The sequence below is a fragment of the Cryobacterium sp. N19 genome (assembly GCF_002929595.1).
Lineage (GTDB): Bacteria > Actinomycetota > Actinomycetes > Actinomycetales > Microbacteriaceae > Cryobacterium > Cryobacterium flavum.
This window is the reverse complement of sequence record NZ_PJJR01000036.1, coordinates 1-20556: the sequence shown is the minus strand read 5'-3', so window position 1 is coordinate 20556 and position 20556 is coordinate 1. Positions and strand designations below refer to the sequence as shown.

Annotated in this window: 27 protein-coding genes and 1 pseudogene; 12 read left to right on the top strand and 16 right to left on the bottom strand. The window is 59.2% G+C overall.

All coding sequences use genetic code 11. From position 1 onward, the window contains the following. Window positions 1-167 precede the first annotated feature (167 nt). Window positions 168-683 carry a tetratricopeptide repeat protein gene (locus CXY78_RS01135; protein ID WP_104087647.1) on the bottom strand — a complete coding sequence of 172 codons (516 nt, stop codon included), beginning with the start codon at window positions 681-683 and terminating at the stop codon, window positions 168-170. 129 nt (window positions 684-812) lie between these two features. Between CXY78_RS01135 and CXY78_RS01130 the strand changes: the two genes are divergently transcribed. Further along, window positions 813-1331 carry a hypothetical protein gene (locus CXY78_RS01130; protein ID WP_233206045.1) on the top strand — a complete coding sequence of 173 codons (519 nt, stop codon included), beginning with the start codon at window positions 813-815 and terminating at the stop codon, window positions 1329-1331. 89 nt (window positions 1332-1420) lie between these two features. On the opposite strand, the gene CXY78_RS01125 is transcribed toward CXY78_RS01130, so the two are convergent. Next, on the bottom strand, window positions 1421-2104 hold the full coding sequence (locus CXY78_RS01125) for a TetR/AcrR family transcriptional regulator (RefSeq protein WP_158253237.1): 684 nt from the start codon (window positions 2102-2104) through the stop codon (window positions 1421-1423). Window positions 2105-2185: 81 nt separating this feature from the next. Between CXY78_RS01125 and CXY78_RS01120 the strand changes: the two genes are divergently transcribed. Together CXY78_RS01120 and CXY78_RS01115 are read left to right on the top strand one after the other, a co-directional pair. Continuing rightward, entirely contained in the window at window positions 2186-2503 is a 318-nt protein-coding gene (locus tag CXY78_RS01120; RefSeq protein ID WP_092342403.1) for a putative quinol monooxygenase, read from the top strand. A 170-nt stretch (window positions 2504-2673) separates the two neighbouring features. Next, window positions 2674-3144, top strand: coding sequence for an N-acetyltransferase (locus CXY78_RS01115; RefSeq protein ID WP_104087644.1), 471 nt, complete (start codon window positions 2674-2676; stop codon window positions 3142-3144). Between the two features lie 155 nt (window positions 3145-3299). On the opposite strand, the gene CXY78_RS01110 is transcribed toward CXY78_RS01115, so the two are convergent. From CXY78_RS01110 to CXY78_RS01095, 4 genes are all read right to left on the bottom strand, one after another. Next, window positions 3300-3707: a RidA family protein gene (locus tag CXY78_RS01110; protein ID WP_104087642.1), complete on the bottom strand. Its 408-nt coding sequence runs from the start codon at window positions 3705-3707 to the stop codon at window positions 3300-3302. A gap of 100 nt (window positions 3708-3807) precedes the next feature. Then, on the bottom strand, window positions 3808-4227 hold the full coding sequence (locus CXY78_RS01105) for a hypothetical protein (protein WP_104087641.1): 420 nt from the start codon (window positions 4225-4227) through the stop codon (window positions 3808-3810). Between the two features lie 8 nt (window positions 4228-4235). Next, complete coding sequence (locus CXY78_RS01100) at window positions 4236-4559, bottom strand: PadR family transcriptional regulator (RefSeq protein WP_233206043.1); 324 nt, start codon at window positions 4557-4559, stop codon at window positions 4236-4238. 28 nt (window positions 4560-4587) lie between these two features. Next, window positions 4588-5121 carry a tetratricopeptide repeat protein gene (locus tag CXY78_RS01095; RefSeq protein WP_255410375.1) on the bottom strand — a complete coding sequence of 178 codons (534 nt, stop codon included), beginning with the start codon at window positions 5119-5121 and terminating at the stop codon, window positions 4588-4590. Window positions 5122-5454: 333 nt separating this feature from the next. On the opposite strand from CXY78_RS01095, the gene CXY78_RS20575 reads away from it, so the two are divergent. From CXY78_RS20575 to CXY78_RS01085, 3 genes are all read left to right on the top strand, one after another. Continuing rightward, on the top strand, window positions 5455-5667 hold the full coding sequence (locus tag CXY78_RS20575) for a hypothetical protein (protein ID WP_140425478.1): 213 nt from the start codon (window positions 5455-5457) through the stop codon (window positions 5665-5667). Then, entirely contained in the window at window positions 5664-6257 is a 594-nt protein-coding gene (locus CXY78_RS01090; RefSeq protein ID WP_104087637.1) for a hypothetical protein, read from the top strand. Before CXY78_RS20575 ends, CXY78_RS01090 begins: the two co-directional genes overlap by 4 nt. Before the next feature lie 200 nt (window positions 6258-6457). Continuing rightward, window positions 6458-7042 (top strand): recombinase family protein, encoded by a 585-nt coding sequence (locus CXY78_RS01085; RefSeq protein WP_092342547.1) that lies wholly within the window; start codon window positions 6458-6460, stop codon window positions 7040-7042. Between the two features lie 317 nt (window positions 7043-7359). Here the strand turns inward: CXY78_RS01085 and CXY78_RS01080 are convergent, their stop codons facing one another. Further along, window positions 7360-8160, bottom strand: coding sequence for a hypothetical protein (locus tag CXY78_RS01080; RefSeq protein ID WP_104087636.1), 801 nt, complete (start codon window positions 8158-8160; stop codon window positions 7360-7362). Window positions 8161-8163: 3 nt separating this feature from the next. Further along, the gene (locus CXY78_RS20570; RefSeq protein ID WP_134505199.1) at window positions 8164-8697 is read right to left on the bottom strand and encodes a hypothetical protein; all 534 of its coding nucleotides are present in this window, start codon (window positions 8695-8697) and stop codon (window positions 8164-8166) included. 934 nt (window positions 8698-9631) lie between these two features. On the opposite strand from CXY78_RS20570, the gene CXY78_RS01070 reads away from it, so the two are divergent. Further along, complete coding sequence (locus CXY78_RS01070) at window positions 9632-10006, top strand: NUDIX domain-containing protein (protein ID WP_338069419.1); 375 nt, start codon at window positions 9632-9634, stop codon at window positions 10004-10006. On the opposite strand, the gene CXY78_RS01065 is transcribed toward CXY78_RS01070, so the two are convergent. The 3 genes from CXY78_RS01065 to CXY78_RS21370 form a co-directional block, all read right to left on the bottom strand. Next, window positions 9981-10616, bottom strand: a complete 636-nt coding sequence (locus CXY78_RS01065) for an adenylyl-sulfate kinase (RefSeq protein ID WP_092342629.1) — start codon at window positions 10614-10616, stop codon at window positions 9981-9983. The two genes, CXY78_RS01070 and CXY78_RS01065, sit on opposite strands and share 26 nt — an antisense overlap. A gap of 111 nt (window positions 10617-10727) precedes the next feature. Beyond that, the gene (locus CXY78_RS01060; RefSeq protein WP_198412739.1) at window positions 10728-11654 is read right to left on the bottom strand and encodes a phosphotransferase; all 927 of its coding nucleotides are present in this window, start codon (window positions 11652-11654) and stop codon (window positions 10728-10730) included. Window positions 11655-11772: 118 nt separating this feature from the next. Further along, complete coding sequence (locus tag CXY78_RS21370) at window positions 11773-12645, bottom strand: helix-turn-helix transcriptional regulator (RefSeq protein ID WP_233197136.1); 873 nt, start codon at window positions 12643-12645, stop codon at window positions 11773-11775. 282 nt (window positions 12646-12927) lie between these two features. Between CXY78_RS21370 and CXY78_RS01050 the strand changes: the two genes are divergently transcribed. The 4 genes from CXY78_RS01050 (at window position 12928) to CXY78_RS01035 (ending at window position 15210) form a co-directional block, all read left to right on the top strand. Continuing rightward, the gene (locus CXY78_RS01050; RefSeq protein ID WP_092342633.1) at window positions 12928-13347 is read left to right on the top strand and encodes a hypothetical protein; all 420 of its coding nucleotides are present in this window, start codon (window positions 12928-12930) and stop codon (window positions 13345-13347) included. Further along, window positions 13340-13789: a cytotoxic translational repressor of toxin-antitoxin stability system gene (locus tag CXY78_RS01045; RefSeq protein ID WP_104087634.1), complete on the top strand. Its 450-nt coding sequence runs from the start codon at window positions 13340-13342 to the stop codon at window positions 13787-13789. Before CXY78_RS01050 ends, CXY78_RS01045 begins: the two co-directional genes overlap by 8 nt. Window positions 13790-14074: 285 nt before the next feature. Continuing rightward, complete coding sequence (locus CXY78_RS01040) at window positions 14075-14494, top strand: GNAT family N-acetyltransferase (protein ID WP_104087633.1); 420 nt, start codon at window positions 14075-14077, stop codon at window positions 14492-14494. 119 nt (window positions 14495-14613) lie between these two features. Further along, window positions 14614-15210, top strand: a complete 597-nt coding sequence (locus tag CXY78_RS01035) for a hypothetical protein (RefSeq protein WP_104087648.1) — start codon at window positions 14614-14616, stop codon at window positions 15208-15210. A 485-nt stretch (window positions 15211-15695) separates the two neighbouring features. Here the strand turns inward: CXY78_RS01035 and CXY78_RS01030 are convergent, their stop codons facing one another. From CXY78_RS01030 to CXY78_RS01010, 5 genes and pseudogenes are all read right to left on the bottom strand, one after another. Then, window positions 15696-16166, bottom strand: a complete 471-nt coding sequence (locus CXY78_RS01030; RefSeq protein WP_134505372.1) for a hypothetical protein — start codon at window positions 16164-16166, stop codon at window positions 15696-15698. Between the two features lie 109 nt (window positions 16167-16275). Next, on the bottom strand, window positions 16276-16872 hold the full coding sequence (locus CXY78_RS01025) for a hypothetical protein (protein WP_140425613.1): 597 nt from the start codon (window positions 16870-16872) through the stop codon (window positions 16276-16278). Next, window positions 16839-17225 (bottom strand): hypothetical protein, encoded by a 387-nt coding sequence (locus tag CXY78_RS01020; protein WP_092342660.1) that lies wholly within the window; start codon window positions 17223-17225, stop codon window positions 16839-16841. Before CXY78_RS01020 ends, CXY78_RS01025 begins: the two co-directional genes overlap by 34 nt. A 184-nt stretch (window positions 17226-17409) precedes the next feature. Then, window positions 17410-18805 (bottom strand): annotated as a pseudogene (locus CXY78_RS01015) (IS1380 family transposase). A gap of 230 nt (window positions 18806-19035) precedes the next feature. Next, the gene (locus CXY78_RS01010; protein ID WP_158253236.1) at window positions 19036-19638 is read right to left on the bottom strand and encodes a hypothetical protein; all 603 of its coding nucleotides are present in this window, start codon (window positions 19636-19638) and stop codon (window positions 19036-19038) included. Window positions 19639-20013: 375 nt separating this feature from the next. Between CXY78_RS01010 and CXY78_RS01005 the strand changes: the two genes are divergently transcribed. Next, window positions 20014-20235, top strand: a complete 222-nt coding sequence (locus CXY78_RS01005) for a PLDc N-terminal domain-containing protein (RefSeq protein WP_092342664.1) — start codon at window positions 20014-20016, stop codon at window positions 20233-20235. Window positions 20236-20556 lie beyond the last annotated feature (321 nt).

The following is a 20556-nucleotide window of genomic DNA, read 5'->3' as shown; positions in this document are numbered from 1 at the left end:
GCCCAAAGAACCGCACGGCCCTCTGCGAAACTACACGGCGAGACCTTCCTCAGCGCGCCCGCTCCGCTGTATCCCGCCGTTGCGTAAGCCGGACGCTTAGCGACGCAGTTATAGAGCGAAAGCGACCATCGCAACGTGGCGCTCGACGTGTGTCACAGGGGAACCCTTCACGTGACGCTCGAATCTTCCCTTCGTCGCGCGTGCTGGCTGGGATCGACAATAGCGTCGGCATATTGGTCAACGACGCCGTGATAGAGGGGCAGGGTCTTCCCCAAAGCCTTAAGGGCGACTCGTAAAGCGTCGCCAGGACGCCCAGCATCGAAGAGCGATAACGCAAGGAAAGCTTCGCCTGCATCGCCGATCGTAGGGTCGGGTCTAACGCCTTCCAGAATCTTGATCGCTTCGGTGGTCTCACCGATATTGCGAAGTGAGCTGGCCAGCTGGATGAGAGCCTGAGATCGACGGACAGGGTCGAGGCCGAGGTCCAGCGCACGTCGGTAAAACGGGATCGCTTCCGCTTCCCGTCCAAGAAAGTCTTGCACCGACGCCCACTCGTAGATGGCGGCCGGATCATCGTTGTCCCGCTCTGCGACCAGGATTTGCATTGAACCGAGAATGGCGTCTGCGTCGGCGTCACTGGCCTCCAGCCAGAATCCTCTGATGCGTTCTTCCCAGTTGGCCATGGCCTATTTGGGCAGACTGCAGGACTGCTTGAGCACTGCCCAATGGGTAACGGTCAGCGGGACGCCTCACCATTCCGATAGGGAATTGGTTACCTTCGACTCCGACTGGTGAAGGAGTACCCTTGCTTCGTGCGCCGACGTGATGGAGATGAGACGAGAGTCTTGCGTCTTAACGTCGGAGGTTCGACCCGCACCGAACTGCGGACTGAACTGGGCTCACGAGGCATCTTGCTCAACGCGTACGCCGACATGCTGCTCGATCATACGGTCTTCGATCCGCGAGCCCAGGAGGAGATCAACATCATCGAGCGCAATGTAGGTGAACTCGGTCTGCGCACCGGGGCGACGCTACTGGAGATCTTCGCGGTGGCCCGTGAACGAGGATTTGCGCTCTGCACCCCGGACACCGGCCCGTATCTTCGGCTCGCAATGGCGTCGCAGGCAAACGCGCCTGATTCGGTTCTGTCCGCCGGCAGGTCACCTGCGGGCGCGCTCAAGGTCGCCTCGGCACCATTCAGCGACGACGTGGCGTTTCCGAAAGGTTTCTATCTACGCGTCGTCGACGGCCAGCAGTGGCTGCGTGGGTTCCGCTGCGACCATGAGTACCTATTTTCACCGGAGGACAGGTTCGCATTCCAGCCGTTGTAGATGGGAGCAGCGGGTGCGAAGGGACTCCAGGTTCGTATCGCGAGTTGATGAGCCGTTCGCAAGCCGAACCCTCAGCGGTATCGAGTATCTCACGCGCCATCGGTGAGGATGGCCCAGCGTTCCGTTTCCACCGTCGGATTCGCGTGGGCCGGCGAGCACTTCCTTTCAGCGTCTTTCTGGCGTGCGATTCCCTGCAGAACCTGGTCGATCAACGTCTCGATCGTGGGCCTGTCCAGAGGACCGTGTCCGAACAATAACCGCAGGTACACGGGGCCGTACAGGCCGTCGAGCACGACTTCGAGGTCGAGATCAGCACGCAGTTCGCCACGCTCAGTGGCGCGGAAGAGGACCTCGCGCCCCACTGTCCGCCGCGGCTCAAGCCACCCCGACCTGAAGGCCGCCGCTAGCTGCGTGTCGTGCTGGGCCTCGCCCAACAGCGCGATAGCCATCTGCCCCAGATTGGTTTGTCCGAGCACGTGTGCGAGAGCGGACACCTGTGCGACAAGGTCCTCCCGCAGGGTCCCACTGTCAGGAAAAGCAATGTCAGCTTCGACCCCAGACAGGAACGCTTCGAGAAGTATCGCTCCCTTGCCCGCCCACCATCGGTAGATTGTGGCTTTGCTCGCGCCAGCCCGGTCCGCGATCGCGTCGATGGTCATGCGTGAGTATCCAGATTTTTCGAATAGCTCGATCGCCGCCCTCAAAACCGCTTCGTGTGTGCTTGATGAACGCCGAGAGGGAGGGATCGGCTTTTCGCGGTGTTGATGGGTCACAGGGCAAGTCTAACGAAACGAAACGATTCGTGTAGGCTGACAACCGAAACGCTTCGTTTCGTTAGAATCGAAAGGGCAACCATGTCTCAGATCGCCGTATTGATCACGCACAGGACCAAGCCTGGTCAACGCGATGCCGTTCGTGCCATCTGGCACCGGCACATGGCCCCGGCCGTCCAGGCCAACGACGGCCACGACGCCTATTTTTACTGCGTCGACCCCGCCGTCCCGGACGTCGTGTGCGCCTTCCAGGTGTATCGCGATGCGGCCGCCTCCGCCGCTTTCCTGACCACCGCCGCCTATCGCGACTACGAGCACGAGGTCACCCCCTTGCTCCTGGGCCCCCCTGACGTCAAGCAGCTTGTCCCCGTTTGGTCCAAGGCGTCACCAAGCATCTAACGGCGAGATAGTTCGCCCGACGAGCTGCCCGTAAGCCGGACGTCGAGCGCGACAGATCTGGGGCCAAACCACCCCGCGACCGAGTCCGCCGACGTTGTGTCACACGGGAACGCTATTCGGGCAATTTTCGGCTGGCGCTGATGCCGATTTTTGTCTGGAGGACTTGAGAGATGCCTGTGACCCTTCAGCGAATCCACACTAGCGAGTTCCCGTCGTGGTTGGACCACAGCTGCACCGAATACGTCGGTGATTTGGTTACCCAGGGTGGATCGCACGAGGAAGCTCAACGCATAGCGACCGAGAGCATGGCTCGTTCGTTCCCGGATGGTGCTCCGAGCCTTGGCAATGAGGTCTTTCACGTCATGAACGAGGCGGGTGCGGCAGTGGGATACCTGTGGATCGGACAGGATGTCAGCGCCGATCCAGGGGCGTGGTGGGTCTGGGACGTTGTCATCAACCCTGACCAGCGTGGTCAGGGTTTCGGGAGAGCGGCAATGCTTCTCGGCGAGGAATATGCACGCTTACATGGTGCGCATTCTCTCGGCCTTAGCGTCTTCGGATTCAACAGCGGAGCGCAGGGGCTCTACAACTCGCTTGGGTACGAAACAACTTCGGTGAAGATGCTCAAGAACCTCGTCTGAGCCTTCCGAAAGAGACAGGAAGGCCGCATGACTCCAACTGCCAACTTTGTACTGGTCACCCTCGGCGTGATGGCAATGTCCTTCGCCACTGCCGGTTGGCGCCCCCGAGGCCCGAGACGGACGCCCGTATACCGAACTTCTACGGTACGGCCTCATCAGTCGATCACTGCAGCGACCGCTTCGATCTCGACGAGCTGATCGGTATACCCGAGGACGGTGACTCGTAAGAGCCTGCTTGATACGTCATGCGTGCCGAAGGCCTCGCGGACAACTGCCCAAGCCTTGACGAGGTCGCTCTGATGAGAGGAGGCGACGAGAACTCGTGTGCCCAGAACGTCATCGAGTCGGGTGCCAGCCGCGTGCAAGGCAATAACAAGGTTTTCCATCGCCTTGCTGGCCTGCGCCGAGTAGTCTCCGACTCCTGCGGTGCTGCCATCCAGATTGAGGGGGCAGGCGCCGGCCAGAAAGATGAGGCGCGACTGAGCGGGAGCTGTCGCCGCGTAGGCGTACTGTGCCACATCGGAAAGCTCAGCAGAACGGATCAAGTCAACTTTTTGCGGGATGCTCTCACTGTATTGGAAACCTAAATCACGACTGACTTGCTTTGGAAAGCCCGCCAGCCGGACCCCTGGCGGAGAAGGCTGCGGCTTTTTCGATGTTGGTTCAGATACGCCACGAGCGCGAACGTCGCTTTGAATGAGTACCAGCTATGACAAGTAGAACGCTCCACGCGACGATCCCGGCCATGCCAATACCAATGCGAGTCCAGGGAGGGAGGCCCCACAAGACGATTGTGGAAGACTGTAGCCCTAAGGCGCCGGAGATCAAAACATATGCACTGGTGGAGGCCAGGACGATCGATGTGATGATCAATGCCCAGAACGAGATCAAGCGGGACCGCGGCGCGAAGTTGTTGGCGTAGTCACTCGGCGTTCCAAATTCGCCAACTGGGTCTTCTCCGGATTCCACAGAATGGCTTTCGACCTCGCGCACGATCTGCGCGATCGCCTCCTCCGGAACACCGCGCAGTTCGAGTATCTCGGTAAGCTCCTCCGCGTACTGGTCTCGTGCTGCTTCTGTCATGAGGGTTCCTACTTTCCTGAAATGACCGCTGTGGCGTGGTCGGCGAAGATTTGCCAATCGACTCGAAGCATTGCGAGGCGCTGTTTGCCCGCTGGAGTTATCGAATAGTATTTACGCCCGGGGCCACCTGCGCCCTCTCTCCACGAAGCGATAACATCGCCATCCTGTTCCAGTCGGGTCAGGAGCGGATAGAGGGTTCCGCCCTTAACGACACCCAGCCCGCCTTCTCTCAGTCGCTGTGCGACCAGATATCCATAGGTTTCTTCTTCGCTCACGATGGATAGCACGGCCGCGGTGAGTGCACCACGGAGCCACTCGGTGGGCCACTTCATAGTCACCATAAGTAGATGGTGTCACATACTAGTTAGACGTGCAACCTACACTCGGTCGTGCCCCCTCGCCAACCGCTGATACCCGTAAGCCGGACGTCCAGCGCGACGGATCTGGGGCCAAACAACCCGGCGCCAGAGTGCGCTTTTGCTGTGTCGCAGGGGAACCCTCTACGAGACGAGGGGCGTCACCCTTGGGGAGGAGTCCGATTCTGTGCTGGGCAGTTCGCCCGCATACCCCGCGCAAGGACCTTTGGTAACTCTCCAGGGTTGGCACGAGAGCGAGTAACGCGGTCCGGAGGGCGTCTCCGTAGCGCCCCTCGTCGTACAACGCCAGCGCCAGAAATGCCTGGCGCGCAGGTTCATCAACGGCTGACATCGGCGCCGCTTCAAGCATCGATACCGCTTCTGCAGATTCCCCCACGTTGCGCAGCGTGCTCGCCAATTGAATGAAGACTCGCGTCGCCCGTTCCCCTTCGAGCCCTGCCTCGAGCGCAGCTCGATACAACGGGATCGCTTCAAGCTCCAACCCCAGAGAATCGTATACGCCACCCATCTCGAACATGGCAGCAGCATCACCGGCCGGGCGATCCGCTACGAGTGATCGCATCCTTGATATTGCGTTCTCCGGATCTGACGCGTCGAAATCATGCTCGTAGAAGTCGTCGATCCTCTGGTCCCAAGCCGCATCAATCATACGTTCAGCCTCCCATAGGATCGATTGAATTCCTCTAACTGCTGCCGCTCGTACCGTCCGCCGTGCCCATATTCGGAAACCCTTACGGTCATGGGAATAGGGCGACATTCCCGACGCGCTGGAAGCGCAAAGGTTGCAGCCGAGCCTCACCCAATGTCAATTCCATGTTGACAAGAGCCTCTGTCAATCTATAATTGACACATGAAAGAAACGAGTCCCTCCCTGAAATCGCAGCCAGCATCGACAGCCACCTTGCTCGCGCTTGCTGCCGTCGGCATCGCGCTTACTACGCTGCTCGTTGCGTCCATTGCGATCAAGATCGCCTTGCTCGTCGTGGCTGCACTCCTGCTGTTCGCGACTGGGATATTCCTTGCGTTAGTCATCGCACGCCCCAAGCCGTCTCGCAATTCATGAGTCCCTTGCCAGAGTGGGACGACAATACTCTTCGCCATGCTCTATCGGATGCAATCGCAGAGGCTGACCCGTCCCTGGCGGGTCGTCTGGAACACGATCCCAACTCCTACCTGGACCTCATCGACCTGACAGCCCGGAGCGCTGAGGAAATCGCTCAGCTTTTGCAACTCGCCGTCACATCTGCCCGTCAAGCCGGCCTGAGCTGGGACCGCATCGGGCAGCAACTTAGCATGAGCCGCCAAGCGGCCCAGCAAAGATTCGGGCGGGTCGTTGACGGTATCGTCACTCCTTCCTCGGACACGATACGTCGGCTCTCTCCGCTGACTGCGTTTGACGAGATGGAAGAATTAGCCGCAGCCGGACGCACGGGGTGGCATTCAATTGCCTATGGAATGTACTTCCATGACCTCATCCAATCTGATGAGCAATGGGAACACCTCCGGGTTGTGGCCTTCGCGTCCAGCCGACGCGCCTTGGAGAGCGAAGGGTGGCATCGAATAGGCTCGATGTGGTTTCCCTGGGCCTACTACGCGCGCCCCACGGGCAAACCAATCGAGTCAGACGGTGATCCCGGCGATCACACCCGTTAGTCCAACCTCGCGGCTTAGACCATGTTCTGGCCTCCAGATTGAGTGCCAACGTCCGCTGCCCCCAAGGGGGACGGTCACCGGGACACCCGAACACGCATGGAGCGCCAACGAAGATCCGCAGAGTTCTGCGGGCGCCCGATTCCCGTAAGCCCCGCCCGAGAAAATGCCCGGTCAAGGGGGGATAAACGGTACACTCCAGCATGACCGGAATGCTTATCGGCTATGCACGCGTATCCACCAACGACCAAGACCTCACCGCGCAAAAGAATGCCCTCGCCGCCCTCGGCGTCTCACTCCAGAAGACGTTCACCGATCAAGGCCTCACCGGAACAAACCGGGCCCGGCCCGGTCTTCGCGAAGCGTTAGCCGCCTGCCGAGCCGGCGACACCCTCGTCGTGACCAAGCTCGACCGGCTGGCACGATCCCTGCGCGACGCGAAAGACATCGTCGACGACCTCACCCTTCGTGAAGTGAAGCTCAGCATCGGCGGTTCCGTTCACGACCCAACCGACCCGGTCGGAAGGCTCCTCTTCAATGTGCTCGCGATGGTCGCTGAATTCGAGGCCGACCTGATCCGCGCACGCACCCGCGAAGGGATGCAAGTCGCCAAAGCGGCTGGCCGGCTGCGCGGCAAGCAGCCCAAACTGTCCCCGGCGCAGGAGAAGCACCTGGTCGAGGTCCACCAACGGGGCGAACACACCACCGCGCAGATCGCAGAACTCTTCAGCGTCGCCAGATCCACGGTCTACCGGGCAATCCAACGCGCCGGAGACACCGCCGCCTGAACGTGCGTAGTGCAGAGGAGTACGGAAAAGCCAGTGTTCACACTCGCCTGCACAACCCGGAGAACACCACGGCCGTTGTGCAGGCGACTTCGGGAAATGACAACCGAGCCGGCGACGATGATTCGAAGGTGTCCCGGTCGCCGTCCCCATGCGCCGGCCGGGTGATGGTGGAATGCAGAACACGGGAACGGCGATTTGCGGCGCACATCAGCTCCTCAGGGACGCAAAGATCGAAAACGAATACTTAGTCAGCCCAACAGAATCTTTTCATCGAAAAAGGCGATGACAGGTCGAGGCATGTCACTGCCGTTCTATCCTCAAAGGAGAACCCCGTGCACGAAGATGATCGCCGGAAATGTCGCGGTGAAGGCCCAAAAGAAAGTGTCGAGGCCAATCAGTACGGCTGTTCCGAGATGGAGCATAGCCCCGGCGAAAAGCAGCGCGACCAGTACGCCGGGGGGAGCGACAAGGGCTACTGGAAAAATGATCTCCACCACGATAACTGACCATCCGACGAAGCCTCCAAGCCAAGGTCGTCTACGAAGTACGGCTGCCGCCGTGGGGTGTCCATAACTAGCGGTGTTGAGAATGCTTTGCATCGCTGATCCTTGACGCCAGTGTGCGTTGGATATCTTCGATATTCCCGCAGCGAAATATGCCAACAGGGCCTGCGCCGCGATGAAATACAAACCCACGGCTTGATAAGGACTCGACGTTGGGAGCAGGAAGGTGAATACCAAGCCCGCAAGGATGATGACGGATATTTGGTTGGAGCCATCTTTGCCATAGCGAATTTGATAGGCGAGGAAAAGGCCTGTCAGCAAAATGATCGCTGCGTAACTGGCGTAGAGCAGATTGCTTTGAAACGGAGTGATTAGAGCTATGGAACAGACGATTCGAACAATCACAACAATGCGTAAGCACATTGAGCCGTTTCGCCCGACGATCCATCCACGTGATGCACCGTGTGACCTGGCGAGGATCTGTCTGCTATTCCAGTCAAACATCCCGCTTGTGCCGAATTCTTTCAAGCTCAAAAGCAATTGCAACGAGCCTTGAAGAATGCCTATGCCCACGATGACGGCGGTAATTCGTGCGGCGGTTTCGATTGTCAACATGCTTTATGACACCGGGTGAGTCAGCGAATAAAAACGAACGAGTGGCACAGACGCTCCGCTTGGACCGCGTGTTTCAACCAAAGCAAACTGGTAGAACGCCTGCGGAGACAATGAACCTCCGAGTTGCGTGCGCGCAACGTCGAGCGAGATTATGTACGGCGAGGTGAACTGAAGCTGCTCTGCAGAGCAGTTGATACTTGAAAGTGCAAGCAGCTGGAACAACTCAATCATTCCCTCTCGGTAGCGTTTTCGAGGGTTCCAAAGTGGATAGAGAATTTTTCTCGGGGATAAATTCAACTCCACCCATGGACTGAAACTCGTTCCCTCGTCGCGACTGCGATAAACAAAGTGATAATTGCTCGCACCGGGATCTGGCGTAAAAAACGACCATTTTGGTATGAGTGTGAACCGGTCGAACCGGGTAGTTAGCCGGCTGAGCCCATTATTTTTCTGAAATGCGATCGTCAGTAGAAACCAGACCGAGAAAACAACGATTCCGATAACGGCGAATACGGAGCTGGCAATATCAATCATCATGTGATCGTCCTCAAATCGGCTCGGTCGGCGAACAGGTTGTGACGGAGGCGACTTGAAGAACGAACTCGTGCCGGGATCGCGTACCGAATCCAGTAGACGGCAGCTGTTGATGATTTGAGAATACGAAGCAGAATTCGGGTCATGACGATCGGGCGGCACGCGCGTCCGCTCGGTAGGCCCGAAGGACCTCCAGCGTTTGTGCCGATCGGTGCTCTACAGGAACGTCTGCAAGCTCTTCGCTCATACCCTCTAGGTCGCAACGGATAGCCGAACCGCCGTCCGTGACGATCCAATCGTCTTTGGGGTCGACAGGGGTTATGAGGCTGTCCAGGGTCGAGAGTTCGAGGTCGGTGAGGCTGATAGCCATATGAGTTCCGTCTTTCGGTCTCGAAAAAAGAGTGACCACGCGCGCTCGCTCTGAATCTAGGATTTCTTGCGGTCGCTCATAATCTAGTGGGCCGGTCCGCAGAAACGTAAGACCTATCCGATCAACCACCCAGTATCATTTTGAAAATTTTCGTTCGTCAACCAGGAAAACAACGAGCATTGCGGATAATTGGCCTCGTTCTGGGTGCCCTGCAGCGTTGTGTTCTGGGGGGCAGGGGAGCATAAGCCCCCGATCCCTGCTTCGTGCGATTGCCTCCTGCCCGCCGCAAACGGCCTGCATCACGGTCAAGGTTGGTTGTTGAGACCCTGTGCGGGTGCCTCTGTAGGGTGTGGTCATGGTCAACGATGCACTTACCGTTCCGGGCGTCCCTACCGATTTGATTGACACGCTCAATGCGTGGGAACCCCTGGGGCAGAGTCAGGGCTCGCTGCGTGATGAGTATGTTTCCTATGTTGGCGACTCTGCTGGGTCGGCGCTGGACCGCGAGGGGGTGCCGAGCACGTTACTGCGAGCTGTTTCGTCTTCACCCCCAATCTTGAGCAGGTTCTGCTGTGCTTCCACAAGAAGGGTCAGTTCTGGGTTCAGCTCGGCGGCCACGTCGAGGCTACGGACATTTCAGTTGCCTCGGCGGCCCTCCGCGAGGCCCGTGAGGAAGGCGGCATCGCCGACATCAGCCCGGTCGGCGCCATCCTCGATGTCGACCGACACCCTCTGGGCGACGGCTTCACCCAGTGCACCGTTCATTGGGACATCGGCTTCGGCGCGATCGCGAGGACAGACCTTGCCCCGTCCACCAGCGCGGAAAGCGAGGAAGTTGCGTGGTGGCACGTAACAGAATTACCCGAGAACGCGCCTGCGAACTTTGGTCACCGCGTGCGAAGGATCCTTGCCGAAATCAGACATCAAAGTGAGCTCGCATAGCCGACGTTCGCGGCAAAAATAGCGTTCGCTGGATTTCATGATGCTCGGATTCGTGCCAGATTTTGCCCGCGAATGTCGCCCAGCACTGATCGTAAAAACTGCCGCAATGCATCACTTCTCTTGCCGTCGCCATTGGTGCGTCTCCTGAAGCGTCCACGACGACGTGATAAATTGCCGCCCTCTGGAGGACCGCTGCGAGTTCGCCCGCGCGCCGCAGGTGCCAAGCCAGCTCGGTCGGGTTGTCGGCATGGCGCAAACTGAGTCTTCTGATCAGAGTGGCACCATCGGTATCCAACCGGCAGAGGAGAAGGCCGCGACTCTTCAACGCGGCTTCGTACCGGGGCACTTCGGTGGCTTGCTCGACAACGCCGGCGAGGACGAAGTGCTCGATACCAGCATTCCGATAGTTGACGACCAAGTCGCGCAGATTCAGCAGTTCGAGTTCGTGATTGAATCTGTCGCCCTCGGGCGTTGGCCAGGCGCGTCTGATGTGGTCCAGGTCAATTACGGCATGGTGTCGCCCACTCTCAGTCATCAGGACGCTGAGAGCGGCCGCGATAGTCGACTTGCCGGCGCCGACCGTTCCGTTGAGGAATACGGTGTCGATCATCTATCGAGACTGTCAGTCGATCATCTATCGAGACCGTCACATAGCGTGCTCTCCGGGGGCCTCAGCAGGCGTGGATCAACTCACCGCTCAATCGTCTCGTTCAAGGTTCCGCTAAAGGGCTCCCGGGCTACCGGAGGTAGGCGCCGAAAACTCTGGGTCGTTGACGATGCGCGCCAAGGTGGTCTGCCCGAGGGTGCTCATCCCTGGGTTCGACTCCCGGTAGTACCACACCAGGCCCATCGCCTGCTGGAACGCCCACGCGGCTCCACGCCACCACTCGAGGTCGTCGCAAGGCAGCTCGCTACGGAGGAGCGCTCGTCTCTCGTCATCGAGCAGATGCCACGCGGCGACAAGATCGAGTGACGGGTCGGCCGGAGCGAACCCCCCGCCATCCAGGACGCCAACCAGTCGGTCGCCCTCGACGAGGAGATTGCTCGGAGTCAAATCGCCGTGAGTCATCACCTCGCGGCCAGAAGGCGGCAAACTCCGAAACTCCATCCAGAGAATGCGGAGCCGAGCGACGGGAAGTAGCCCGTCGCTTTCTCGGAAACAGAGTTCCATCCACTTGTCGGAGTCCTTCAGATCTCCGCCGCGACCAGAGCCCGCGAAGTGACGTCCTTTCGTTGCTGCGGCGCGAAGCGAATGCACGAGGCCGGAGAGGTCATGGGCGAACATATCGGAGTGCGCTAAACCTTTGGGCGTTGCCACGGCTCCGTGTAGCCACGTCTGCACAGACCATGGCAAGGGAAAGCCGTAACCCGGATTGCCTACAACCACGGGCACCGGTGTCGGGACCGGACAACACGTCGCCAGCTCGCGCATTGCCGAGGCTTCCCGGTCGAGTTCCGAGAACATATCAGCTGGCTCAGCGGAGCGGAGCGGGAATCGTGCCGTAAGGTCGGCACCGATTCGAAAAATGGCGTTCACCGTGCCGTCCGTCACGATGCGACGGACAGGTTCAAGGCGCCATTCGGGAAACTGGTCCGATATCAGCTGGCGAGCAACTTGCTCGTCAATGTGCAACTCATCGTCGTGCATAGCCATGCAGGCTACGCTAACGGATTTGAGCGACTGTCCCGCAGGGGGTTCGGCTTGCGAGTTTTCTCGTCCACCCCGTGCGGCATCGGTTGACACGGCCGATATCAACGCTCCCCGATTAGTGCAGCAGCCCGCTCTGGTATGCGTGGGCGACGATTTGTGCGCGGGAGGTGAATCCGAGTTTGGTGAGGATGCTGCTGAGGTGTGTTTTCACCGTTGACTCGCCGATATGAGCGCTGTGGGCGATGTCGCTGTTGCTCAGCCCGCGGGCGGCGAGCAGAAAGATTTCCCGCTCGCGTGACGACAACGTGGCGATCGAGTCCCAGTCCGTGAAATCAGGTCGAGGATCGGGTGAGGGAGAGGACGTGTCTCCGTCAGCGCGGTCCGATTCCGTGGCACCGCCGCCGGATGGTTCCGGATCAGGATGGATGATTCTTGTTCGAAGTCGCGATCCGAAGTGCCAGGCACCCACGGTCAGCAGGATGGCCACCACAGTCCAGGCCGAGAATCCTTGGATGACTTCGATACTGGCGGCGTCTTTTCCGTTGATGGTGCCCCACACTCCAGACAAGGAGAGGAACGGAACGTTGAGTAGTGCGCTCACGGCCATACTGCTCACCATCGAGAGTGCCAGCAGTAGTCGGCGCCTGCTGGACGGGGCGTAGGCGCTGACGCCAACCACAATGAGAATGAGTGCAACGTAGGCGACCCAGCTGACTTGGCTAAAGCGCGCCGGCCAGAACAGCAACTGCAGGACCAGGAGGGCCCCAGTCAAAGACAGTGCGGTACCGGGGCGCACCCGGCAGAGGGCGATGGCCACTGCGAAGCCTGCCGCAATAAACACGCCGTATGGGTTCGTCAGGAATGTGTCCGTTCGCAGCGGCACGTCGCCCACAATGCGACTGGAGGACTGGACGAACCAGGCGCTGAAAAACACCACCCCGAGTGCAAGCTCGCGGAAACGGAGCAGCTGTGCACGAATCTTTGTCATGCTCCGACAGTAGATGCCCCAGCAGCGATTCCGCGGGCCCGGTCGAGGCTTTCCCTCCTCTGGGGGATGCCTCTCGGTCGAATGGATGAGGGACCACATCGTCCCGTCCCGTGAAGGGTTCGGCTTACGGGTACGTGTGCATCCATTGGGTCGATATGGACGGGTGCAGTTGCGGTGAGTTCGTGGCCGAGGTAGCCATTCGAGGTGACACCGAGATATCATGTACATGACGTACTCAGTGTACGTTTGCACGCGCGGGTTCACCTGCGCAGGAAGGTTGAAATGCCACTCGTCGCCGATTACAGGTCCTTTACAGACGCGCGCTCGCATCTCAAGGAGGTGTTCGATGCGACCGCGCGCGGGCGAACCGTCACCGTGCAACGCGATGGTCAGCTCTCTGCGGTCATGCCGGTGGATCGACTCCGGGCATACTTCTCTCGAACTGTATCGCCGCGCGTTCGCGTCACTCGGGAAGATGACCGCACGATTGCGTTGATGGATGGTCGCCCCTTCGTGTCTGAGGGTACGGATGTTGACGGCGCACTCGCTGACCTCGCTCTGTCGCTTCGTGAGTACGCCGAAGACTGGGACGACCGACTGGACCGTGCTCCGAATCACGCCGGCAACTGGGCACTCGTGCAGCTCATCAAACTTTCAACCGACGAGCAGCTCCTCGAATGGCTTGAGCGCGGCGGTGAGTAAGTACCCGGCCGCGACCCGCGAGGACCACGACGATTTCTGCGTGGCGGAGAAGTGGCAGCTCGTACGCGGCGCGTCAGGACAGCCTGTCAGGCATCACCGCACCTATGAGTTGGCGCTCTGGGACGGGCAGATCCTCCGCACTCGAATCTCCAGACCCGTCGACAGGTCGACGTACTCTGCCGGGATGTGGACCCACATTCTGCGAACCCAGCTCGCCGTTGACGCTGAGGCGTTCTGGGCCTGCGTTCGTGAGAAGAAGTTGCCGGACCGCGGGGCACCCGAAACCGTGACCCAGAGGGAGCCATTACCGCTGTATCTTGTTCGGGCGCTCAACGAACTCGGCGTTGAGGAAAGTGAGAGCCTGGCACTCACCGCGGCGGAAGCAGCGCAGCTGCTCTCCGAGAAGATGGCGGAGCGCTACGGGCATCAACGCAGTTCGTGAGTGATTCGACAGCTACTGGACGGATGAGGCTTCGGGAAGGGTCACCGTGCTGGTGGCAGCGACTCTCTATGGCCTGATTTTGCTGATCTGCAGAGACGCCGGACGCCGACTGGTTCACCGTGTTGAGCGTCCCGTAAGAGGTCCGGCTTACGGGGCAGCCATCCACGGCAGGCTCCACCGCGCAGCTCCTGCCCTTGCGAACCAATCTCTAACGCTTACATAGGTGTGCCAGACATTCACGACCGGCTGTTCGATTGGCTCGAGAGGTTGTAGTTGGATAGTGGGATGGATTCGACTTACCGTTTCTCTGCCGACATTTCCGACATCGATCGCGCAATAGTGCACCGCTGGCTCAGCGAGGAAAGTTATTGGGCAAAGGGAAGGTCTCGGGCAACGCAGGACCAAGCGATCGATGCATCTCGCAACTTCGGTGTCTACGAAACCATCTCAGGTCAACAAGTTGTTTATGCGCGCGTCGTCACGGATGGAGCCACGTTTGCTTGGCTTTGCGACGTCTTTGTGAACCCTGAAGTGCGTGGGCATGGCCTCGGCGTCGCCCTCATCGAGGGAGTTATTAATGAATTCGAGCCGTTGGATCTGAAGCGAATGCTTTTATCAACGGGGGATGCGCACGGCCTCTACTCCAAGTTCGGGTTCGAGCCTTTAGACATCCCCTCAAAGTGGATGCAGAGGGTTGCCAAATAAGCAGCCGTTGAGGGTTCCCCTTCGGAGAAGGTTCTCTGCGAGACTGTCCGACATCCGCTCTGAAGGGGGAAACTTTGCGTTCATCTGTACCTATGCCGGGGAACCCCTGGCCTCATGACATGCTCATCACCGTCGATGATGACCCGAACTCGTTGGTTGATCTGCTCTGGGTTCGAGAAGCGTGGAATCTGAATCCGGTCGGCGAGGACCTTCCTTCGCTCCTGTCGGACGATTCGGTACGCGCACACGCACCGACCGGATCGACCGACGCGCCCGCAGCGTGGGTGGAGGCGTGGCCGGGGATGTGGAACGCCTGCATTCACCACGCCGGTCTGCTCCAAGACAGCACGATCTTCGACCAGCTCCAGCACACTCTGGACGGGTCACCCGAGCGCGCCAACCTGTTGGCCAACATGGTCGGGCCGTCCTGGAAGAGCTCCTTCGGCGACGAAGCCTTTACGGAGAAAAAGAAGACGTGGAATCGATCACAATTCCAAGCACGCACGCAGCGTCGCCCGACTTCCCTCGCGGATGATCCGGAACGGTTGTCGCTCAGCGCGCTGATCCCAGCATGGCAAGCCGGGCTGACGAAAATTGTCACCATCCCCTGCCAAGGCTCTTACACGCGCGTCATCGGACAGCACACGCTCCTCGTGACGGATGAGACCCGTGACGATCACGAGCGGTACAACGAAGCTCTCAAACAGTTCCGATAAGGGTTCCCCTGTGACACAAGGTCGGCGCACTCAGCCGCCAGGTGTTTTGCCCCACATCTGCCGCGCTCGACGTCCGGCTTACGGGAACTTCGCTATTACACCGACTGAGACCGGTTCCGATTATGCCGGCTGGAAGGAGAAGACCCAGAATACTGGCTAGGTGTTGAGCAGTACACCGAGGGCTGTGAATCGCAGCGCTAAGTGGTGGCCTTCTCGCAACACTGAATGTCCCCCGGTTACGCCCGTAAGCGGATCCGATAGCGCACGGCTTGAGCGGTTCGATGCGCAATCGACTATTGCAAAGGTAAAGACGGTGAGGAAGGACGACGCGGCGACCCTCGCCGCACACAAGGACGAGAACCAACGTTTCGTCAACAATGCCAAAGCCCAAGGCTGGCATGTTTTAACCCACTTCGCACGGTCAGTAAAACCCAGGGTTTGGTGAAGTTGTCCGGTGAAGGATGCGCATTCGTCCTTATCGACCGTCAGACAGCATCCGCGAGACGAACGTGTTCGTCGGCAAGGGTGATGACCCAACCTGTGAAGCTCTCGTCGCCCTCCTCGAATACCGGGTATCCCGTTCGATTCGCGTGACCGTGCTCATCCGGCGCGGATGCCGCCCCCCACGCAATCCGGCGCTCCGGCCGACGGGTGGCGGCGGTCGTCTCCAGCCGTTCCAGCGTCGCTGTTCCCCCGGCCGGCGCCCAGCCCCGCGATTTTCGGGTCAAGCTGACATAAACCGCGTCGATGGAGACGATGACCCCCGAGATCGTTGCAGTTTTGCGCCCACCGCTCGCGACCTGGGCGAAGCGATCGAAGACCCACTCGATTTCGTCCAACTCGGTGCCGTAGAAATTCGGGGTGATCGTGACCGCGAGTCGCTCCAGCCGATCCCCTACAACGTGCACTTCACCGTATTCTGCCAGCTCGGAGGCGGTGCACAACACGTCAAGCATCCCCCCATCATGCACCGCGGTGGGATTAATGCTGAACAGACCACCGATGAACGCCAAAATTCCAATCACACCGCTCGACCCTGCGGCATGGCGAGGTAATGGTGCACGTTCAACAGGCGCGGTCAAAATGAAGGTAGTCCGGATCTTTGCTCCCGCGACTGTATTCAAGGATGTTCCGAACGTACGGAATACAGGCAATTCGTTCAAGGGCGCTGGTGAACATCTTTTTCTTGAGATCACCCTCGAAAGGGTTGGTGATGAGATTCCCGCTCATCTTGCTGAACTTGACGCGCTCGGCACTCTTTTCAGCCATGAAGCACTCGCCCCAGCTCACTACACCGCGGCCGTAAATGGTGCGGAGAAAATCGAAATTGTGAGTCAGGATGACCATCCGGAAATTTGTCTCCGCTGCCATCTCCTTCAAATAGTGGATAATCGCGTATTTATTCTTGTAGTCAAAAGAGTCAGCGATGTCATCGATAACAAAGAGACTTAGCTTTCCCGACTTCTTCCTCGCCTCGACCTCAAAAAGGATGTTCAGGATGTAAAGCGTCTTCTTCTCGCCGGTACTGAGCACCCGCAAAAGATGCTCTCGATCCACCCGCGTGGACCCTCCGCCATCCATGAAGTCAAAGTCAATCGTTAGGAAAGGCTCCTGGGCGAGCATGACCTTCACCCGGTTCCGGGGCACCAGCGTGAACGGCACATCAAACCGTTCATTGAACAGCTCAATGACGGTTTCCCACTGAGTGCCGCTGCAGTTTCGAGAATCTTCTTCCGCCGCTCCTTGGACGACTTGTGAGCATCCACTGCCTCAGCGAACAATTCGCCGTGCACTTTGAAATAAGAGACCCAGAGCTTCTCCTTGAATCGATCGGTGTTATCGAACTCCGCAAGCAGCTCCGGACGATCGGACACAAATTTGAAGAAGTCTCGCGTGGCCTGGTTTGCGTTGAGCGCCTTCTCCAAGCCACCGAGGCGCACCATCAGCTCCGAGTCTCCAGTGATGCGCTGTTTCTCGACTGAGATCAGCTTCGTCAGGTCAGCCTCACTTGACACCTCCCGAGGGGCATCCTCCCCAGAAAGCAACAGCGAGTGCTTAGCCTCGATCCACCGGCCGACCGGTGGCGGGTACCGGATTCTGATTTGAGCGGGTTTCGCGATTTCGGGCGCGGCTGAGAGCCGGCCTCGATGCCGGGTGTTCCACTTTTTTGTCCGGTTGGTTCCGATGTCGGCTGGTTGGTCAGGTGGGCGTGGGTTGCTCGTGCCGGAAGTTGTGTGTGAAAAGCGTGGCCCACGGTTTTTCCCAGGGCCATGCCTGGGGCAGATGCAGCGTGAGGCGCCGTGCTGAGGTGGAGAGGCGTGCGGGGACGCTGACCAATTTTCGACGAATCGTCGCGGTGGTGGCGCGGGTGAGGCGGTTGCCCGCGATCGTCGCGGCGGCGCGGGTGAGGTTGAAGGCCATCACTGCCAGGACGAGCCAGGCGGCGTTGGCCGTGAAGACCCCCGAGGGCAGGTGAGCCAAGGCACTGTTCTTGACGTCGGCGTTGACGAGCTCGATTCCGGCGTGGGCGCGATGGGTTTTGTCGGCGGTGACGGTGTCGAGGGTGCTGGTGGTGAAAAAAGCGTGGAACCGGTGCGTGTCGAACAGGGTGGGCTGGTCAGTGTTTTTCTTGTTCAGTTCGGGAATTCGTCGCACGACCAAACGACCAGTGAGGTGCTCGCTCTTCTTGCGCGATTTGAATGCCGTGAAGGGAATTTCGGCGACTTCCGCGTTGCTAATCCACGTCTTCGTGACCGCGTCATAGATCGCGTTGGTGTATTCAATGGCGGTCCAGCTCGTGGCGGGAATCGTCTCGATGGCTGTCTTCACGGCAGGGTCCATCCGGGCCGTCACGGAGATGTCGGCGCCGGCTTTGAGAGCGGCGCTGATGGGGCGTGCCCGTAGAAAGCGGAGTCAGCGCGAAAGAGCACGCGCGCTTTTTCGAGGCCGCGGAGGCGTTTAATGGTGGCGAGGCCGTCGCTGACCATTCGGCGGGCGCCGCGCGGTGAACCGCAGGCACCGCGGCGCAGCCTTCGTCCGATGATGATCGGTGCGGACTCCTCAGTTCTGACCGTGGCCAGGAGGGCGTTGAGACCACGCACGCCGGAGTAGCCGTAGCCGGATCCTTGCTTTTGGTAACCGTGGACTTCGATGATCGTGTCGTCCACGTCAAGGAACACGTAGCCGTCGGTGCTGCTGTCGTGAGTGAGCAGTGGTGTTTCTGCGGCGAGGTTGCGAACGAACCGGGAGGCGACAGCACCAAGCTGGCGGATATGCCCGAACGTGAACGATCGCAGGAACGATCCGAGTGTCGAGGTGGCGTAGCAGGCGGTGAAGATTTTGCGCATGCCACCGTGTCTGAGGATCGCATGTCGTCGATCGAGTCTGCGCCGGCGACCATGCCGCCGACCAGCGAGGCGACTTTGAGGCCGGCGTTGGCTCCCTTGTCGGTCGGGACCGTGAGCCACTGATCGGTGAGGGTCTGCAAGTCTGCCGTGGCGGCCAATTTCATGATTGGGACTAGGCCTGCCGCCGACACCAAGTTCGGGTCGTCAAAGGAGGCCGAAACAGCGCCAGTGGTGTGAGAAACTTGCATCTACGAGATGCCTCCCGAATCGTTGAAACTGTGCTCTAGACAAGCTACATTTTCCCTGATACCGAGAGGTATTCTCGGTTTAACGCGCCGTTAGATCCCAATCCCGATCGGTGGATCGAGGCTAAACTGACCGCCTCACATGGTCGGCTCTTGGTGCGTGAGTTCATCCGGAGATCTGGCGGCGCGCCAGCGCTCTGGAGTTAACCGAGCCGCAGATACGGACCTACGCCTCACACCGTCGCTTGCGCGATTCCATCCTTCACCTGAAGGCGCAGGCTCACTTCCATGGTCGTCGGGAAGGGACCAAAGAGCGTGCCTTGCACACGGTAGCGAATTTCCGCAGGCAGAGTAGACGTTTCAGCTGCGCGGGTGATGCTCAGCGATTCTCCCGCCAGCGAATAGCCGACTAGAAGGTTAGCTTCGTCCCAAGGGTTCGAGACCGAATCTGGGGTCGTGCCGCCGCCAGTAATGTAGTCCGCCCGGAAGCTGAGGGTGACGATGCCCGTACCGTGAAAAACGTAGCAATTACTATAAATCGTGTCCCCGGCAGCGCCTGCGATGGTGCACTCCGAGATGCTGGCGAACGGAACTGCAACGCCCTGGGCACTTGGCTCAATAAGGGCGTCGATGGAGGTTGATGAGTCTGACGCTGCCACACCGGTAACGGAAACGGAGCCGTCGGCATACGTGCGCTTCTCAACCGGGAGACCGCTTAGCGATATCTCTTCGGTAGAAAAGGTGGCCGATGGGTTCAAGGAGTCCCAAGGCTGTCCGTTTTCCAACTTCAGGAGTAGCGCGGCCCGCTCATCTGCCGGGACCGCGAGCGTCTCCATCCAGCTGTCCAAGTCCTCGGCTGCTGTGACCGTAATCGGTGATTCGCTGGGTGTTGGCTCGTCTGCTATGGCCGCCGGAGCACCAAGCACTGTTGCAGCTCCTACAAATCCAACTATCAATGCGGCTGTTGTTCCGCGTCTTCCCTTCAATGACTTCGTTAACATCATTTTTCCCCTTACATGTTGTTCACATCAGTAATGTATGTTTGCGCCGTGATTTCCAGCATACTCACACGATTCTGAGCTGCGCAAGGACGCTTGTTGCGTGGGTCAACCCATCAGGGTAAGCCGAAGTTGGGCCCTGGCTCAGGGGTGAGAAGTTGACTTCTCGATCTGGGCTGGGAGTATGGAAGCAAAGAAACGGAGGGATCGACCATGAATTTTCTGACCCCGGAGTTCGCTGTAGGCATTCTCGCCATTGCTGGATTCATCACCGTCATAATCGTGGCTTTTCTTGAAATCGGTCGTGCACCAATCGCACCAATGGCTCGATTAGCGTGGTGCGCAATCGTGTTCTTCATACCGTTTCTGGGTGTCCTGGCATGGTTCATTTTCGGAGCTAGAACACCGCGGTCAGCGGGGCTTCAAACTCACTAAGCCTCGATCCACCGGCCGACCTGTGGCGGGTACCGGATTCTGATTTGAGCGGGTTTCGCGATTTCGGTCGCGGCTGAGAGCCGGCCTCGCTGCCGGGTGTTCCACCTTTTTGTCCGGTTGGTGCCGATGTCGGCTGGTTGGTCAGGTGGGCGTGGGTTGCTCGTGCCGGAAGTTGTGAACCGTCCCGGGTTTCATGCCGCCGTTTTGTTGGCGGCTTCGATATTTATCGGGCCGTTTGTTCCAGCGTAATAGTGGAGCTCATATTCAGCCGGTGGCATGTTCCCCAGGGCGCTGTGTAGCCGCCGATTGTTGTACCAGTCC

What these genes read in the sequence shown, in the direction of transcription:
- CXY78_RS01135 (WP_104087647.1), bottom strand. Translation starts at nt 683, where the DNA reads ATGGCCAACTGGGAAGAACGCATCAGAGGATTCTGGCTGGAGGCCAGT.
- CXY78_RS01120 (WP_092342403.1), top strand. Translation starts at nt 2,186, where the DNA reads ATGTCTCAGATCGCCGTATTGATCACGCACAGGACCAAGCCTGGTCAA.
- CXY78_RS01115 (WP_104087644.1), top strand. Translation starts at nt 2,674, where the DNA reads ATGCCTGTGACCCTTCAGCGAATCCACACTAGCGAGTTCCCGTCGTGG.
- CXY78_RS01105 (WP_104087641.1), bottom strand. Translation starts at nt 4,227, where the DNA reads ATGACAGAAGCAGCACGAGACCAGTACGCGGAGGAGCTTACCGAGATA.
- CXY78_RS01100 (WP_233206043.1), bottom strand. Translation starts at nt 4,559, where the DNA reads ATGAAGTGGCCCACCGAGTGGCTCCGTGGTGCACTCACCGCGGCCGTG.
- CXY78_RS01095 (WP_255410375.1), bottom strand. Translation starts at nt 5,121, where the DNA reads ATGTTCGAGATGGGTGGCGTATACGATTCTCTGGGGTTGGAGCTTGAA.
- CXY78_RS20575 (WP_140425478.1), top strand. Translation starts at nt 5,455, where the DNA reads ATGAAAGAAACGAGTCCCTCCCTGAAATCGCAGCCAGCATCGACAGCC.
- CXY78_RS01090 (WP_104087637.1), top strand. Translation starts at nt 5,664, where the DNA reads ATGAGTCCCTTGCCAGAGTGGGACGACAATACTCTTCGCCATGCTCTA.
- CXY78_RS01085 (WP_092342547.1), top strand. Translation starts at nt 6,458, where the DNA reads ATGACCGGAATGCTTATCGGCTATGCACGCGTATCCACCAACGACCAA.
- CXY78_RS01080 (WP_104087636.1), bottom strand. Translation starts at nt 8,160, where the DNA reads ATGTTGACAATCGAAACCGCCGCACGAATTACCGCCGTCATCGTGGGC.
- CXY78_RS20570 (WP_134505199.1), bottom strand. Translation starts at nt 8,697, where the DNA reads ATGATGATTGATATTGCCAGCTCCGTATTCGCCGTTATCGGAATCGTT.
- CXY78_RS01065 (WP_092342629.1), bottom strand. Translation starts at nt 10,616, where the DNA reads ATGATCGACACCGTATTCCTCAACGGAACGGTCGGCGCCGGCAAGTCG.
- CXY78_RS01060 (WP_198412739.1), bottom strand. Translation starts at nt 11,654, where the DNA reads ATGCACGACGATGAGTTGCACATTGACGAGCAAGTTGCTCGCCAGCTG.
- CXY78_RS21370 (WP_233197136.1), bottom strand. Translation starts at nt 12,645, where the DNA reads ATGACAAAGATTCGTGCACAGCTGCTCCGTTTCCGCGAGCTTGCACTC.
- CXY78_RS01050 (WP_092342633.1), top strand. Translation starts at nt 12,928, where the DNA reads ATGCCACTCGTCGCCGATTACAGGTCCTTTACAGACGCGCGCTCGCAT.
- CXY78_RS01040 (WP_104087633.1), top strand. Translation starts at nt 14,075, where the DNA reads ATGGATTCGACTTACCGTTTCTCTGCCGACATTTCCGACATCGATCGC.
- CXY78_RS01035 (WP_104087648.1), top strand. Translation starts at nt 14,614, where the DNA reads ATGCTCATCACCGTCGATGATGACCCGAACTCGTTGGTTGATCTGCTC.
- CXY78_RS01030 (WP_134505372.1), bottom strand. Translation starts at nt 16,166, where the DNA reads ATGCTTGACGTGTTGTGCACCGCCTCCGAGCTGGCAGAATACGGTGAA.
- CXY78_RS01010 (WP_158253236.1), bottom strand. Translation starts at nt 19,638, where the DNA reads ATGGAGACGCTCGCGGTCCCGGCAGATGAGCGGGCCGCGCTACTCCTG.
- CXY78_RS01005 (WP_092342664.1), top strand. Translation starts at nt 20,014, where the DNA reads ATGAATTTTCTGACCCCGGAGTTCGCTGTAGGCATTCTCGCCATTGCT.